The following is a 14,652-nucleotide window of genomic DNA, read 5'->3' on the forward strand; positions in this document are numbered from 1 at the left end:
CGCCCTCCCGGGTCACTTCAGGGCTTGGGTGAGCTGAGCGGAGGTCAGACCGCTGGTGAGGTCGGCGTCGGCCGGCAGCGACGGGTCACACTTCAGCGCCGGCTGGCCCCCGACCGTGTCGACGGCCTGCGGCGGCACGATCGCGGTGGGCTCGTCCCAGCTGATCTTGTTGTAGGAGGCCAGCCCCCGGCGCAGCGCGGCGCCGATGACCTGCGTCGTGGACTCCCAGGTCGCGAACGGGTACTGCTGCGCGGCGGGCATCTTGTTGTAGTCGCAGTACGTCTGGTTGATCCCGGCGGAGCAACCCACGGCGGGTTCCTTGACCCCCGCGTCCTGGAACGGCTTGACGTAGAGCGAGCCGCACCCGGCGGTCGCGATCGCAGTGATGTTGCCGTACTTCTGGATCGCGCCGGTGGTCACCTTCGCGATCGTCTGCGGGTCGTAGTTGCCCACCAGGAACGAATCCCCGACCAGCTTGAGCTTCGTGCTGTCCTTCAGTCCGGCCTTGACGCCGTCGTACAGGTCCTTGGCCGAGGTCGAGGTCGGGACGTCACCGACGACCGCCACGTTGCCGCTGTCCACGTTCTTGTCGAACCACTCGGCGATCTTCTCGCCGATGCCGTACGTGTTCAGGTAGACGCTCGCCGTGTAGTCCGTGCCGGGCGTGCCGCCGATCGAGCCGTAGTACGGAATGACGGTGACGCCGGCCTTGGTGGCCGCACGCAGGGCGGGCAGCTCGGAGTCGCCGAAGTCCGGCAGGACGATCAGGACGTTGACGCCTTTGGACACCATGCTGTTGATGTCGGTCGCGACCTGCTGCGGGTTGCCGTTCGCCGAGGCGTAAACGACGTTCGGATCGATGTTCGGGCACTTGGCGATCTGCGTCTTCAGGACTTCGAGCGCGGTCGTGCGCCACGTGTTGTTTTGGCCGTCCTCGACGCCGATCTTGATCGGCTTGTCACCGCAGACCTTGGCGGTGTCCCAGGCCGCCGGGTCCCAGGTGGTGACGTCGGCTGCCGCGGCCGAGGGCGAGTCGGCGGAGTTCGAGTCGGACGACGGCGGCGCGGTGCACGCCGCGAGCAGGGCCGCCATCGCGGCGACCGTGCCGATCTTGAGCGAAGTTCTCATGGGGTTCCTCGGGGGTTCAGGCGGAAATCGGAGCGAGGCGGAAGGAGGATGCGTGGTGCCGCTCGGAAATGCGCTTCTGTCCGACGCCGAACACGTTTTCGCGGAGCGTGGTGCCCTCGTACTCGGTGCGGTAGACGCCGCGTCGCTGCAATTCGGGAACGATGTAGTCGCGGAAATCGCGGAGGCTGTTCGGGTACAGGAAAGAACGCAGCAGGAAACCGTCGAGGTCGTATTCGGCCAGGTATTCCTCGAGCTGGTCGGCGACCTTGACCGGACTGCCGACGAACGTGCCCGGCATGTTGCCGACGGCCTTGAAGATGTCCATGTAGTCGCCGACGGTGATGTCCGGGCTCGGGATGTAGGCCGAGAAGTCGTCGCGCTTGAATCCGTCGGTGCGCAGCGCGTCGATCAGCGTCTCGCTGCGGTCGTGGACCAGCGGGTTGAAGCCGTTGAGCGCGTTGACGTGCGCGAGGTAGCCCTCGGGACGCGTCCACTTCTCGTAGGTGGCCAGCTTGGCCCGGGCGGCTTCGTCGTCCTCGCCGGTGACGATCGCGGCGACGCTGAGCAGCTTCATGTCCTCGCGTCGGCGGCCGAACGACGCGGCCTTGGCGCGCAGGTCGGCGATGAGCGCTTTGTAGGTGTCCGGTTCCGAGCCGCTGGCCGTGAAGACGACCTCGGCGTGCTTGGCCGCGAAGAGACGGCCGCGCTCGGACATGCCCGCCTGGAAGATGACCGGGGTGCGTTGCGGGCTGGGGTGCCACAGCGCGGGGCCGGAGGAGCGGTAGTGCTCGCCCACGTGGTCGATCCGGTGGACCTTGTCCGGGTCGATGTAGACCCCGGACTCCCGGTCGGCGACGACGGCGTCGTCCTCCCACGAGCCTTCCCACAGCTTGTAGGCGACGTCCATGAACTCTTCGGTGGTGTCGTAGCGCTCCGCGCTCGACGAGGCGGGCGGCACGCCGTAGTTGTCCTCGGCGTTCTTGATGAAGCCGGTCACGACGTTCCATCCGGCGCGACCCTTGGTGAGGTGGTCCAGGGTGGCCATCCGGCGGGCGTGGGAGAACGGCGGGTCGAACGTGCTGGCCGCGGTCACCGCCAGCCCGAGGTGCGCGGTCACGCTCGCCACGGACGCGGCAACCAGGCCCGGGTCGATCACCGGGACGTGCATTCCCTCGCGCAGCGAGACGTCGAACGAGCCGCCGAAGGAGTCGGTGATGCCCAGCCCGTCGGCCAGGAACAGTGCGTCCATTTTTGATTCTTCGCAGAGCCGAGCGATTTCGGCCCAGAACGCCGGGTCGTCGAACCGGAGTTTCTGGCTCTCCGGGTGACGCCAGATGCCGTAGTCGTTGTGGGCGAGCGTCGGCATCGACAGCAAACTGAAATGAATCTGCCGCTTGCCGGAAGCGTCGGTCATCGATGCTCTTTTCTTTTCGGGCGGGGAGAGGTGATTCAGGGAGCCGACAGTGCCGGGGGAGTGACGCTTTCCTTGATCGCCACTCCGCTGGAGCCGGCGGCGACCAGGTCGTCGAGCAGGCCGGCGATGCGGGCGACGGCGGCGTCGACGCGGACCCCGTCGGGCTGGATGTTGCAGATCAGGTTGCGTTCTGCGTTGGTATGCCGGTGGCGGGGCCGGAAGCCCATGTACGCGGAGAGACTGCGCGGGGTCTGAAGCCCTGGGCGCTCGCCGATGAGCAGGACCGCGACCCGGCAGCCGGTGAGCTCTCCGATGTCGTTCAGGACGCCCACTCGTGCCCGGTGCACGTAGATCGGTGTGCCGAGCGACCAGCCCCGTGCGGTGGCCGCCGCGTGCAGACCGGCGAAGACGGCCGGGCCGTGCTCGGTCAGGGCCTCCGGGGACAAACCATCGCCGAGGATCAGTTGCAGGTCCGTGTCCTGGCCGGCGTCGCGGGCGACGGTGGCCGCCCCGGCGTCGTCGAGGCGGCGTCCCAGGTCGGGGCGGAGCAGGTATTCGCGGTGCGAGGTGGCGCGGCTCGAGACCGTGATCAGACCGTGGGCCGCTGCGATGCCACGCAGCGCCGGGTGTTCCGGTCCGACCTCGGCACGCAAGGCGTCCTTGGCCAGCGCGTGATCGAGCCGGAGCCGGAGCAGGGCGTCGGTGGGATAGGACGTTCCGGGTCCGCCGAGGAAGAGCCGGGCCGGCGTCGCCGTGCGCGCGTGCTGCCGGAGCGACGCGAGCCGCGCGCTGTCCGGTGTGGCGGGTGCGGGTGCGGCGGGCACCGCCGGCGGGGCCGTCTCTCGCTCGGCCGGGACGGGAGCCATCAGGCACCCGCCAGAATGGTGAGCCGGCCGCCCAGGTCGGCCGGCAGGTCGGCCGGCAGGTCCCGGCCGCGCGCGCCGGACATCCGCCGGTGCCAGGCGTCGAACTCGGGAGCGGCCGACCGGCCGAGGATCGTCCGCGCCGTCGCGACGTCGTGATAGCTGGTCGATTGGTAGCCGAGCATGATGTCATCGCCGGCCGGGACGCCCATCACGAAGTTGGCCCCGGCCGCCCCGAGCAGCACGAGCAGGTTGTCGTTGCTGTTGTGGTCGGCCTCGACGTGGTTGGTGAAACAGACGTCGCAGCCCATCGGGAGCCCCATGAGCTTGCCGACGAAGTGGTCCTCCAGTCCGGCCCGGGTGATCTGGTCGGAATCGGCGAGGTACTCCGGCCCGATGAACCCGACCACCGAGTTGACCAGGAACGGGTCGAACAGGCGGGCGACGGCCTGGGCGCGCGCCTCGCAGGTCAGCTGGTCGATGCCGTGGTGGGCGTCGGACGACAGCGCCGAGCCCTGACCGGTCTCGAAGTACATGGCCTGCCGGCCCGCGTACCGTGCGGGGTTCGACGCGTGTTGTGAGCGCACCGCCTCGGCGGCCTCTCCGAGCAGCGCCAGGTCGATGCCGAACGCGCGGTTCGCGGTCTCGGTTCCGGCCACCGACTGGAACAGCAGGTCGACGGTGGCTCCGCGCTCGAGGGCCGCCAGCTGGGTGGTGACGTGAGCCAGCACGCACGCCTGGGTCGGAACGGCGAGTTCGTCGACGACCGCCTCGAGCATTCCCAGGATCGCGGCCACCGTGTCGACCGACTCGATCGCGGGATTGACGCCGATCAGCGCATCACCACACCCGTAAGCGAGGCCGTCGAGGATCGAGTACGCGATGCCGGCCAGGTCGTCGGTCGGATGGTTGGGCTGCAGGCGCGCCGCGAGGACGCCGGGCTGGCCGACCGTGGTGCGGCAGGTGGTCTCGACGCGCAGCGGGGCGGTCGCCCGGATGAGGTCGAGGTTGCTCATCAGCTTCGCCGTCGCCGCGGCGATCTCCGGGATGACGAGGTCACGCAGGCCGGGCCAGTGGGCCGCGAAGCCCGGCGCCAGCACGAACTCGCGGAACTCCCCGACGGTCAGGCTGCCCAGAGCGGAGTCGAACCGATCCCGGTCCAGGCCCGACAGAATCGCGGCGGTCACCTCGTCGTCGACCAGCGGTTCGTCGACGATCTCGGCGAGACGCAGGTCGGCGAGGGCGAATTTGGCGGCCATCCGCTCGGCCTCGCTCCGCGCGGCGACACCGGCGAGCACGTCCCCGGACTTGGGCTCGTTGGCCTTCGCGAGGATCTCGGCGAGGGAGCCGAACCCGAATCGCTCGCCCCTGACGGTCGCGGTGCGATTCACGCGTCCACCTGCTGACACATCGGAGTCCTCCGTCTTCCGGACGAAACGGCGGCACTCCTTTGTGACAGCCACTGCCACAAAGGCAGGTGCTGACTTTTTAGCTTTAACTGTCAGACTGGCACAAGCACGCTGGAGTTAAGCCTGTGTAACGCGGCGAGGGGCGCCCCGAATGGGGCACCCCTCGCGTCGCTCGACAGAGATGTGCTTATGGCGGTGGCTGCAACAGATCGGTGAGCGCCTGCCAGCCCTCGGCCGGCGCGCCGATCACGGAGCCGTGCAGCGCGGCACGGCGAGCGGAGTTCGTCGTCACTACCGCGATCGTGACCGCCCCCCAGATGCGCGGACGGGGATCGGCGTCGATGTCCACCCCGAGCCGGCGGGCGACGATCTGAGCGATGTCGTCCTGCCACACCCGCATGCGCGCGTCGATGCCCGCCTGGAGCCGGGTCGACCGCTGTGCGAGCCGGAAGACCTGCACGATCGCGCGGTCGAGTTCGGTGGCGAACTCGCCCTCCATCGTGACCTCGACGCCGGCCATGCCGATGTAGGTGTCACCGAGGACCTCGAGCCACGGTTTGTCGAGCGACTCGGTCTCCAGGCGGGACAGGATGTCGGGCCCGTAGCTCTCGAGGAGCGTGAGGACGACGTCCTCCTTAGTCGGGAAGTGGCGGAAGAACGTCCGTTCCGAGATGCCGGCTTCCGCCGCGATCTCCGCGACCGAGACGTCGTCGAAGCCGCGTTTCTCGAACAGCTCGAGCGCGGCGGTCCGGGTGTCCGCCCGGATCGCTTGTCGCTGACGCTCCCGGAGGCCGGCTGGCTTGGACGCCTCTGTCATCTGAACCCTCTTCCAGCTTCGACGATTCTGCGATCATCACCGAAGCTGTCAGTCAGTGCCAAATAGGCAGATCGCGTCTGGGGCCTCGCTGGGCCCGCTACGCGCCGATGATCGGCGGGGTGGTGACTCCGAGCTCGGCCAGACGTTCGTCGACCAGGTCCAGCGCGGCACGGATCTCGTCGAGACGCGGCTCGGCGAACGCGCGGATGCGCGCGTCGGTGATCACGAGGAAGTCCCCACGCTCGACGCCCTCCAGCGTCAGCTGCGCGGTCAGCTCGGGCGGGAGCCCGGCCAGCTCCATCGCCTGCGCGATCTGCTTCCCGACCTCCGCCGGCAGCTGGGCGCTCCCGCCGTAGACGTCCTGGCGGTTACTGGCCGAGTCCCAGAGTCGGGTGTTCACGACGCTGGGGCAGAACAGCGTCACTCCCACACCACTCTGCTTGACGTCACGACGCAACGTGTCGGCCAGGCCCAGCAGCGCGTGCTTGGTGGCGGTGTAGATGCTCGTCGGCCCCGTCGGAGGGACGCCCACCGAGTTCTCCGACCCGGTGATCACGAAGTGGGCGCGCCCGCCGGCCTCCGCCGCGGTCACCTGACCCGGTACGAAGGCCTGGATCGTGTTGAACACCCCGCCCACGTTCACGTCGAACATCCATTGGAACTCTTTGGGGTCGGTGTCCACGATCGTCCCGCCGGTCGCGACGCCGGCGTTGGCGAAAACGAGCGTGGGAACGCCGAGGTCGGCCCGTACCTCGGCGGCGAGGTCCTGCATTCGCGCGTGGTCCGCGACGTCACACGCGTAGCCCCGCGCGCCCCCGCCGATCGCCTCGGCAACCGCCTGCGCGGCATCCAGACGCAGATCCACGACTGCTACCCGCGCACCGCGGGTAGCCAGCCGCTCCGACAACGCCTTGCCGATCCCGCTGGCAGCACCGGTGACGAGGGCGACCTGGTTCTCGAACATGAATCTCCCTTGAGTCAGTGAGGTCAGCGCGCACCCTACGCCGAAAGCGCTACCGGGTGGCAAACCTGCTCCCCGGTACAATTGGCTACGGGTGGCAATCCCGACAGAAGGGAGCCCGGCATGGAGCGGCGCATTCTCGGTCTCGAGACCGAGTACGGAGTCACGTGCACCTACCGGGGCCAGCGGCGTCTCTCGCCGGACGAGGTCGCGCGGTACCTGTTCCGCCGGGTGGTGTCCTGGGGACGCAGCAGCAACGTCTTCCTCCGCAACGGATCCCGTCTCTACCTCGACGTCGGCTCACACCCCGAGTACGCGACACCCGAGTGCGACTCCCTCGTCGACCTCGTCACCCACGACCGTGCGGGCGAGCGCATCCTCGAAGGCCTGGCCGTCGACGCCGAGAAGCGCCTGCGCGACGAGGGCATTGCGGGTGACATCTTCCTGTTCAAGAACAACACCGATTCGGCGGGCAACTCCTACGGCTGCCACGAGAACTACTCGGTGTTGCGGCGCGGGGAGTTCGGGCGGCTCGCCGAGGTGATGGTTCCCTTCTTGGTGACCCGTCAGCTGATCTGCGGCGCCGGGAAGGTACTGCAGACGCCGCGCGGGGCCGTGTTCTGCCTGTCGCAGCGCGCCGAGCACATCTGGGAAGGTGTCTCGAGTGCCACCACGCGCAGCCGGCCGATCATCAACACCCGCGACGAGCCGCACGCCGACGCCGAACGCTTCCGGCGTCTGCACGTGATCGTCGGCGACTCGAACATGAACGAGGTCACCACGCTGCTCAAGGTCGGCAGCGCGGACCTCGTGCTGCGGATGATCGAGGCCGGGATCACGATGAAGGACCTCACGCTGGAGAACCCGATCCGGGCTATTCGCGAGATCAGCCACGACATCACCGGACGACGCAAGGTCCGGCTGTCCGACGGCCGGGAGCTCAGCGCGCTCGACATCCAGCACGAGTACCTCGCCAGGGCGACCGAATTCGTCGAGCACAAGGGAGGCGACCAGGCCGCCAAGCGGGTCATCGAACTCTGGGGCCGCGTGCTCAGCGCGATCGAGAGCGGCGATCCCGGCTCGTTGTCCCGGGAGATCGATTGGGTGTCGAAGTACACGCTGATCGAGCGCTACCGGGCCAAGCACGGCCTAGCGCTGTCGCACCCGCGGATCGCCCAGCTCGACCTGGCCTATCACGACATCCGGCGTGGCCGCGGTCTGCACACGCTGCTGGAGAAGCGCAAGCAGGTCGATCGTGTCACCAGTGATCTGAGGATTTTCGAGGCGAAGGATAGGCCGCCGCAGACCACCCGGGCGCGGTTGCGCGGCGAGTTCATCCGGCGTGCTCAGGAGAAGCGCCGCGACTTCACCGTCGACTGGGTCCACCTCAAGCTCAACGACCAGGCGCAGCGCACCGTGCTGTGCAAGGACCCATTCCAGGCCTACGACGAGCGGGTGGACCGCCTCATCGAGAGCATGTGACGGGAGCCCCGCCGCCCCTCGACCAAGCGGCGGCGGAGCTTGTCCCGGATCAGGCCGGGGCGCCGGAGTTGGTCCCGGCGAGCAGCGCGCCGGCGTCGACCTTCAGCTGGAGTCCGGTGACGTACCGTGACTCGTCGGAGGCCAGGAAGAGCACTGCGTTGCTGATGTCGCCGGGTTCGACGTAGGGAATCGGCATCGGCTGCATCGCAGGAAACGCCAGCTCGGCGTCCTCCCGGGTGGGGTTCTCCAGGTCGGGGCGGAAGATCTTGTACATCGGCGCGCTCTGCAGCATGTCGGTGTCCACGTTCGTGGGATGGACCGCGTTGACGCGGATCGAGTGCGGCGCGAACTGCAGGGCCGCGTCGTGCACGAAGCGAGCGACCCCACGCTTCGCGTGCGAGTAACCGGCGCCGCCGGGACCGTTCTCGGGGTTGTCGGTCCCACCTGGCGCGAGACCCGCGACGGAGCCTGTGCAGATGATCGACGCCCCTGCGGTCAGGTGCGGAAAGGCCGCCTCGACCGCGTTGATGACGCCGATCAGATCGACGCTGACCGCGTCGAGGAATCCCTGCGGCGGAACGTCGCCGCCCAGCGGGCAGATGCCGGCGTTGGCGACGACGATGTCGAGGCGCCCGAGCTCGGCGACGCCGCGGCGGACGGCGTCGAAGACCTGGGACCGTTCGCGTACGTCAGCCTTGACGATGACCACACGGCGGTCGAGTTTCTCGACCAGCCGGGCGGTCTCCTCCAGGTCTGCCGTGGTGGCCAGCGGATAGTGGTTCGTCTCGATGTCCTCGCAGATATCGATGGCGATGATGTCCGCGCCTTCCGCGGCCAGGCGAAGGGCGTGACTGCGGCCCTGTCCGCGCGCCGCCCCGGTGACGAAGGCGACCTTGCCCTGTACTCGTCCTGCCATCTTCGAGTTCTCCTCGTGCGTTTGTGCGGCGCCGGTAACCGGCGTCCGACCGCCAGACTATATGCACTCAGTGCAACTTCAAGCGCTGTCCTAGATTGGACGAGTGGTCGACCAGGAGCTCGCACCGACGGACGGACGCACACGTCGGCGGCGGCAGAACTGGCGCGCGACCCAGAGAGCGGCCATCCGGCTGGTGGGCGACCGCGGCTTCGCGGCGGTCACCGTGGACGAGATCGCAGCAACGGCCGGACTCTCGCGGCGAACGTTCTTCAATATGTTCCCGACGAAGGCTGCAGCGCTGTTCGACGCCCCCGCGGAGGACCACGAGTGGCTGGCGACGCTGCTGCGCGAAGCCGAGGGCGCCCGGCCACTCTGGCCGGCGCTCCGATCGATCTGCACGGTGTTCGCGGGCGGGCATGAGGACGTGCTCGCGGTCCGCCGTCGGCTGGTCGGAGAGTCGCCGGAACTCGAGCAGTACCACCGGGTCGCGCAGAGCCACGTCGGTGCGGCGCTCGCCGACTGGGCCCGCCGCCAGTTGCCGGGCGACGCGCTACGGGCCGAGCTGCTGGCTCGATCCGCCGAGGCGGTGATGCTCTCCGCGTTCTACGTCTGGCAACCCGACGACGATCCGGCCGAGTTTCCGCGCCTCATCGCACAGGGCTTCGAGGAACTCGTTCCGATCTTCGACGTCGCGTCGCCGACGGGGGAGTAGTTGAGGTCTCTCTTCTGCGGCCTATGCCTGCGTCCTGCGCGCTTAGCGCTGATCGTTGCAGCGATGGTTGTGGCTTGAGAATGAAAGAGTCCCCTCAATCCCTGGTGCTCGCGCTCGCGGTCGGCCTAGGTTGCGCACGACGGGTTTGAGCCGACAGGTTGTTTCCAGTGGGACGGAGCGGTTCCGATGAGTGACAAATTTGACGTGGTCGAGACGCACAGTAGGTACTGCGACGCGCTGGACCGCGGCGATGCCGACGATCTGGTCGCGGTGTTCACCGAGGACGCCGTCTGGTACTGCGAGCCGATGGGGACCTTCGAGGGCCACCAGGGCCTGCGGACCTTCTGCAAAGCGGTTCACGAGATGACCCCCGGCTCGATGCGACACACGACCTCGAATCACGTCGTGGACGTCACCGGCGACACCGCGCGTTTACGGTGCTACCTCACCGGGATCGTCTGGGACGCGGCAAGGGGCGTCGCCCCGCAGGTCGGCGGCGCGGGGCGGTACGACGCCCAACTCGTCCGCCAGGACGGGGCGTGGAAGATCCGGCGCCTCGACGTCGAGCTCTACGAGGTCGGCGACAACCTCGACGAGCGGCTCACCACATCCTGAAGCCGCCGGGTCAGGCCGGCGTCGCCACCGTGCGGTGAGCCCGCTGCGGGCGCAGCCGCGCGCCGTGAGCACAGGTAGGCGCCGTGCTCGGCGCGACGGTCCTGCTCCTCGATCGTGATCCGAACGGCCGCGAGCTAACCAGGGGCTGCCTACCCCAGGGTGGAGAGCGGTCTGGTTGCTCCGGCGGGCGTGGCGAAACATCCCTGCCAGACCGATCAGATCCGAGGAGGCCACCGTGCGTGCCACTCTGACAGTTCTCAGCGCTACGTTGACCGCGCTACTAGCCGCCCCGGCCGCGGCCGGGGCGGCTAGTACCGGAACGCCGCCGCCGGTGCCGACCCCCGGTGGGCCGCCGCCACCGGTCGAGCCCACCGTGCCCGGTCCGACGAACGTCGACGCACTGGACGTGGCGGTCCGGCCGGATGGCGCCACGCGGCACGGCGTCCGCATCAGCTTTGACCGCACCAGCCGCGCCGCGGAAGGCGGCAAACCGGCCGCGGCCACGCAGTTCGTGTTCTTGTTCGACAAGTCCGTCCGGTTCCATCCCGCCGCGTTCCCCACCTGCGAGGTGGAAGCGTTTCTGGCGCGCGGAGCCGTTGCCTGTCCGGACGGGTCGCAGGTTGGTGACGGAACCGCGACCTACCCCGATCGCTCCGTCGCGGTCGCGGTCTTCAACACCCGCTATGACGACGGTTCGCGGGGCGTCCTCATCACGGTGCCGTCGGCCAGGATCGCGCTCCGCAACACGTTCGAGCCGGTCACTGGCTCCTACCGTCACCACTATCGGTGGGGGTCCGACGAGTTGCTGCCCTCGCCGCTGCCGCCGGCCGAGCGTGCGGCGACGATCCGGTTCCAGGTGACATTCGGTGCGTCGTACGGGGGTCGCAGCTACGTCGAGAGCACCGCGAAGCCGGGGACTCCACTGCGCTTCGGGCTCTGGAGCCGCTTCGTCACCGGTCAGATCGCCCTGCCCACAACGACGGCGGCGAGCCCCGCCTGATCATCGGGGGAGGATCCCGTGCAGGAACATGTCACTGGTGTCAGTCGGCGCGACGTTCTCCGGACCGTCGTTGCCGGTGCTGGCGGTACCGCGTTGACCGCAGCGGTTTCCGGCTCTACCGCCGCCGCGACCCCGGCCGGTCATCGCCGCTTCGAGGGGAAAGTCGTCGTCATCACCGGTGCCACGTCCGGCATCGGCCGGGCAACCGCCGAGGCGTTCGCTCGCGAAGGTGCACACGTGATTTTCTGCGGACGACGTGCCGCGCTCGGCCGTCAGGTGCAGGCCGCGATCCGAGGCACCGGGGGCAGCGCCACCTTCGTACCGGCCGACGTCCGGTTTCCCGACCAGGTGCAGCGCCTCGTCGACACCGCCGTCGCCCGGCACGGCCGGCTCGACATCGCCTTCAACAACGCGGGAGTCCTGGGCGCCCGCAAACCCGTCCAGGACACGACCGACGCGGAGTTCGACGAACTGATCGACATCAACCTGCGCGGGGTGTTCAACGCGATGCGCGCCGAGCTTCGCCAGTTCCGCCGCCAGCAAGGCGCCCCGGGCGTCATCGTGAACACCTCGTCGTTCCACGCCTACGCCGCCCGCGCACTCAGCCCTGTCTACGGCGCCACCAAGGGCGCGATCCTCGCGATGACCCGCAGCGCCGCCATCGTCCAGGGCGAGGACCGGACCGGAATCCGGATCAACGTGCTTGCCCCGGGCACGGTCGACACCCGACTGTTGCGGCAGGCCACCGGGGGAGACCCGGCGGCGACCGCGCGAGCCGCGCAGGACGCCTCGGGTCTGCGCCGGATCGCCACCCCGGCGGAGATGGCAGGGGTTGTGTTGTTCCTCGCTTCCGACGACGCCGTGTACATCACCGGCGAGGGCATCGCCGCGGACGGCGGCGCACTCGCCTCCATCTGAGCAGGCCGTGGCCGGTCACGAGAGCGAGACCGGACGATCCTCCGGAAGCAGAGTCGTCAGGCGTCGAGCTTGCGAGAGGTGGGACCCGTGGGTCCTCCTCGAGGATCGGCGTCGGGACCGTTGACCATCACGACGAGATCGAGTTCGGCGACCGAGTCTGCATCGGCGAAGGGCGGGACACCTGCAGCAGGAACGAAGCCTGCCGACTCGTACAGGGCGCGGGCTCGGGTGTTCGTCCGTTTGACGTCGAGCCAGATCCGTCGCGTCGGTGTCACCTCACGAATGCTCGCTACCGCCGCTTCGAGCAGGGCGCGCCCGTGCCCCATGCCGCGGCGATCGGGTCGTACCACCATCCGCCGTAGTTCGATCGGTCCTGAGCCCTCAAGACCGGCGAGTGTGGCGAAGCCGACGATTTCGTCGTCCACAAGGCCCACGAAGTGGCCCTGATCCGGGTCAGCGAGCGCGCGAGTGTGCCAATCCGTCCCGGTGCCGCCCAACCAGTTGGAGGTGTCCGGCATGGACTCCATCCTCGTTACCGCGGGGAGGTCGCCGAGGACGGTCGGCCTGAGGCTGAGTCGCAGAGCTTCTCGGCCTGGGGGAAGTCGTCGTGACCCGTCCACGGCCGAGACGCTAGTCGTCCGCTTGGGAACCCCGCCAGAGCCCGCATCCCGTCGGACGCCACGGTCGGAAGACATATCAGTGGACGGTGGGAGATAAGTGCACCAATTCTGCCCGAATAGGCCGCGGGCTCACGCTTGTGCACGCGGGTGGTCGGTAGAAGTCGCAGCCTAAGGCTTGTGATGTTCATCTCGACACCAGCGATTAAGTATCCTATTCTCTCGGCCTAGCGGGTGTCCCTGGATGGCAAAGGAGCCTCAGTGGTACGCAGACAAAGGTTGAGACAACGGCGAGCCGCCGTTGCCGCAGTTGCAGTCCTCGGGCTCGGAGCAGCCTTATTGGCCGGCTGCAGTGGGAACAATGATTCGGACGGCTCCTCGTCGAGCACGTCGAAGGCGGTGGACCTGTCCGTTCTGGGGGACAAGAAGCCGGCCACCGGGGCGCCGGTGAAGATCGGGCTGTTCAACATCGAGGGCGGCACGGCGGTCGACAGCCCCGAGATCGGGGACGGGGCGCGGGCGGCGGCCGACTACGCGAACGAATATCTCGGTGGTCTCGGCGGCCACAAGATCGAAATCGTGAGGTGCGGCGACAAGGGCGACGGCGCGTCGGCAGCGGCGTGCGCGAACAAGTTCGTCCAGGCACGAGTGGCCGCGGTGGTGGTGGGACAGCCCGCCACGGCCGACCAGATCGTCCCGGTCATTCAGGGCGCGAAGATCCCCTGGATCAGTGCCTCGCCGTCGGCGCCCACCGAGTTCGCCTACCCGGGTGCCACCTTCTTCTCGTCGGGGTTCCTTGGCCTGCTCGCGAGCCAAGCCGTCTACGCCAAGCAGAAGGGCTGGAAGCGCGTCACCATGCTGGGCACCGAGAATCCCCAGCTCGTCGCTACGCTCAACAGCATCGGGAAGCCCCTGTTCAAGGGGCAGGGCGTCACGCTCGACTTCGTTCCGGTGCCGCACGGGACGGCCGACGCCGGTCCTCAGGTCACCGCGGCGACGCAGTCGAAACCCGACGCCCTGGTGATCGCCGCCGATGCGGCCGGGTGCCAGGCTGTGTTCAGCGCGATGACCACCCTGGGTGCGACCCAGCCGAAGATGGTCAACAACGCGTGTGTCGCGCAGCCCGTGGTCGACGCCGTCGGTGAGGCCGGAATCGACAAGACCGTGTTGTTCATGTCGGGTGACCCGGTGGGCGACCACGAGGAAGCCCAGCTCTACCGCGCCATCATGCAGCAGTATGCCCCGGACGTGGAGGAAACCGGCGGCATCACGCCTCTCGGTTACCAATCGATGCTCGGCTTCGTCCGCGCTCTGAACGCCGACAGCGCGACCAGCGGCGACGTCACGCCGGAGACCGTCACCGCGGCCATCAAGAAGGCCAAGAACCTGCCCCTTCCGATGGGCAACGGGGAGACCTTCTCCTGCGACGTCACGCAGTTCCCTGTTCCGACGATCAAGGCCACGATCTGTAACTCGAAGTACTTCGTCACCACCTACTCCGGAACCAAGGCGGGCCCGTACGAAACCGTCGACGCCGCCGCGGCGTTCCGCGGCTGATCGTTACCGCGTGGTGCGGTGGGATCCTCGGGGTCCCACCGCACCACGCCGTGTGCTTTCAGATCCGGAAGCGGGTGACTATCGCTTGCAGGTCGGCGGACATGCGTGCGAGCTCCTCTGCGGAGCGCTGGGTGTCCAGCACGGTCGTGGTGGTGGTTTGGGCTGCTGCGGCGACGCCGGCGATGTTGTGGGCGATGCTGGTGGCGCCGGTGGAGGCTTCGCTGATGCTGCGGCTCATCTCGT

The 14,652-nt window shown here is 68.4% G+C and carries 14 protein-coding genes and 1 pseudogene; 6 read left to right on the forward strand and 9 right to left on the reverse strand.

From position 1 onward, the window contains the following. Positions 1–12: 12 nt before the first annotated feature. The 6 genes from BUB75_RS42405 to BUB75_RS42430 all read right to left on the reverse strand — a co-directional run bounded on the left by BUB75_RS42405 (position 13) and on the right by BUB75_RS42430 (position 6,595). A complete protein-coding gene (locus tag BUB75_RS42405; protein ID WP_073266274.1) occupies positions 13–1,128 on the reverse strand; it encodes a substrate-binding domain-containing protein in 1,116 nt (371 codons plus the stop codon). Positions 1,129–1,144: 16 nt separating this feature from the next. Beyond that, positions 1,145–2,542: an NtaA/DmoA family FMN-dependent monooxygenase gene (locus tag BUB75_RS42410; RefSeq protein ID WP_084742475.1), complete on the reverse strand. Its 1,398-nt coding sequence runs from the start codon at positions 2,540–2,542 to the stop codon at positions 1,145–1,147. Positions 2,543–2,577: 35 nt separating this feature from the next. After that, positions 2,578–3,408 carry an ethanolamine ammonia-lyase subunit EutC gene (locus BUB75_RS42415; RefSeq protein WP_084742476.1) on the reverse strand — a complete coding sequence of 277 codons (831 nt, stop codon included), beginning with the start codon at positions 3,406–3,408 and terminating at the stop codon, positions 2,578–2,580. Continuing rightward, a complete protein-coding gene (gene eutB, locus BUB75_RS42420; RefSeq protein WP_073266276.1) occupies positions 3,408–4,796 on the reverse strand; it encodes an ethanolamine ammonia-lyase subunit EutB in 1,389 nt (462 codons plus the stop codon). The genes BUB75_RS42415 and eutB overlap by 1 nt, the downstream gene beginning before the upstream one ends. 205 nt (positions 4,797–5,001) lie before the next feature. After that, entirely contained in the window at positions 5,002–5,631 is a 630-nt protein-coding gene (locus BUB75_RS42425) for a TetR family transcriptional regulator (RefSeq protein WP_073266278.1), read from the reverse strand. A 97-nt stretch (positions 5,632–5,728) separates the two neighbouring features. Further along, positions 5,729–6,595, reverse strand: a complete 867-nt coding sequence (locus BUB75_RS42430) for an SDR family oxidoreductase (RefSeq protein ID WP_073266280.1) — start codon at positions 6,593–6,595, stop codon at positions 5,729–5,731. A gap of 120 nt (positions 6,596–6,715) precedes the next feature. Between BUB75_RS42430 and pafA the strand changes: the two genes are divergently transcribed. Then, entirely contained in the window at positions 6,716–8,074 is a 1,359-nt protein-coding gene (gene pafA, locus BUB75_RS42435) for a Pup--protein ligase (protein WP_073266282.1), read from the forward strand. Positions 8,075–8,123: 49 nt separating this feature from the next. On the opposite strand, the gene BUB75_RS42440 is transcribed toward pafA, so the two are convergent. Continuing rightward, entirely contained in the window at positions 8,124–8,990 is an 867-nt protein-coding gene (locus tag BUB75_RS42440; protein ID WP_073266284.1) for a mycofactocin-coupled SDR family oxidoreductase, read from the reverse strand. 103 nt (positions 8,991–9,093) lie between these two features. Here BUB75_RS42440 and BUB75_RS42445 point away from each other — a divergent pair, with 103 nt between their 5' ends. The 4 genes from BUB75_RS42445 to BUB75_RS42460 all read left to right on the forward strand — a co-directional run bounded on the left by BUB75_RS42445 (position 9,094) and on the right by BUB75_RS42460 (position 12,235). Further along, positions 9,094–9,702: a TetR family transcriptional regulator gene (locus BUB75_RS42445; protein WP_073266286.1), complete on the forward strand. Its 609-nt coding sequence runs from the start codon at positions 9,094–9,096 to the stop codon at positions 9,700–9,702. Between the two features lie 186 nt (positions 9,703–9,888). Beyond that, a complete protein-coding gene (locus tag BUB75_RS42450; RefSeq protein WP_073266288.1) occupies positions 9,889–10,317 on the forward strand; it encodes a nuclear transport factor 2 family protein in 429 nt (142 codons plus the stop codon). A 235-nt stretch (positions 10,318–10,552) separates the two neighbouring features. Further along, entirely contained in the window at positions 10,553–11,317 is a 765-nt protein-coding gene (locus BUB75_RS42455) for a hypothetical protein (protein WP_218618112.1), read from the forward strand. A gap of 93 nt (positions 11,318–11,410) precedes the next feature. Continuing rightward, a complete protein-coding gene (locus BUB75_RS42460; protein WP_178380124.1) occupies positions 11,411–12,235 on the forward strand; it encodes an SDR family NAD(P)-dependent oxidoreductase in 825 nt (274 codons plus the stop codon). Between the two features lie 56 nt (positions 12,236–12,291). On the opposite strand, the gene BUB75_RS42465 is transcribed toward BUB75_RS42460, so the two are convergent. After that, a complete protein-coding gene (locus BUB75_RS42465; protein WP_084742477.1) occupies positions 12,292–12,930 on the reverse strand; it encodes a GNAT family N-acetyltransferase in 639 nt (212 codons plus the stop codon). 156 nt (positions 12,931–13,086) lie between these two features. On the opposite strand from BUB75_RS42465, the gene BUB75_RS42470 reads away from it, so the two are divergent. Then, positions 13,087–14,409, forward strand: a complete 1,323-nt coding sequence (locus BUB75_RS42470; protein WP_084742478.1) for an ABC transporter substrate-binding protein — start codon at positions 13,087–13,089, stop codon at positions 14,407–14,409. Positions 14,410–14,467: 58 nt separating this feature from the next. Here BUB75_RS42470 and BUB75_RS46870 read toward each other — a convergent pair. Further along, positions 14,468–14,652, reverse strand: a pseudogene (locus tag BUB75_RS46870) (methyl-accepting chemotaxis protein); the annotation flags it as partial.

Source organism: Cryptosporangium aurantiacum (assembly GCF_900143005.1).
GTDB classification, from domain to species: domain Bacteria; phylum Actinomycetota; class Actinomycetes; order Mycobacteriales; family Cryptosporangiaceae; genus Cryptosporangium; species Cryptosporangium aurantiacum.

What these genes read in the sequence shown, in the direction of transcription:
- BUB75_RS42405 (WP_073266274.1), bottom strand. Translation starts at nt 1,128, where the DNA reads ATGAGAACTTCGCTCAAGATCGGCACGGTCGCCGCGATGGCGGCCCTG.
- BUB75_RS42410 (WP_084742475.1), bottom strand. Translation starts at nt 2,542, where the DNA reads ATGACCGACGCTTCCGGCAAGCGGCAGATTCATTTCAGTTTGCTGTCG.
- BUB75_RS42415 (WP_084742476.1), bottom strand. Translation starts at nt 3,408, where the DNA reads ATGGCTCCCGTCCCGGCCGAGCGAGAGACGGCCCCGCCGGCGGTGCCC.
- BUB75_RS42425 (WP_073266278.1), bottom strand. Translation starts at nt 5,631, where the DNA reads ATGACAGAGGCGTCCAAGCCAGCCGGCCTCCGGGAGCGTCAGCGACAA.
- BUB75_RS42430 (WP_073266280.1), bottom strand. Translation starts at nt 6,595, where the DNA reads ATGTTCGAGAACCAGGTCGCCCTCGTCACCGGTGCTGCCAGCGGGATC.
- pafA (WP_073266282.1), top strand. Translation starts at nt 6,716, where the DNA reads ATGGAGCGGCGCATTCTCGGTCTCGAGACCGAGTACGGAGTCACGTGC.
- BUB75_RS42440 (WP_073266284.1), bottom strand. Translation starts at nt 8,990, where the DNA reads ATGGCAGGACGAGTACAGGGCAAGGTCGCCTTCGTCACCGGGGCGGCG.
- BUB75_RS42450 (WP_073266288.1), top strand. Translation starts at nt 9,889, where the DNA reads ATGAGTGACAAATTTGACGTGGTCGAGACGCACAGTAGGTACTGCGAC.
- BUB75_RS42465 (WP_084742477.1), bottom strand. Translation starts at nt 12,930, where the DNA reads ATGTCTTCCGACCGTGGCGTCCGACGGGATGCGGGCTCTGGCGGGGTT.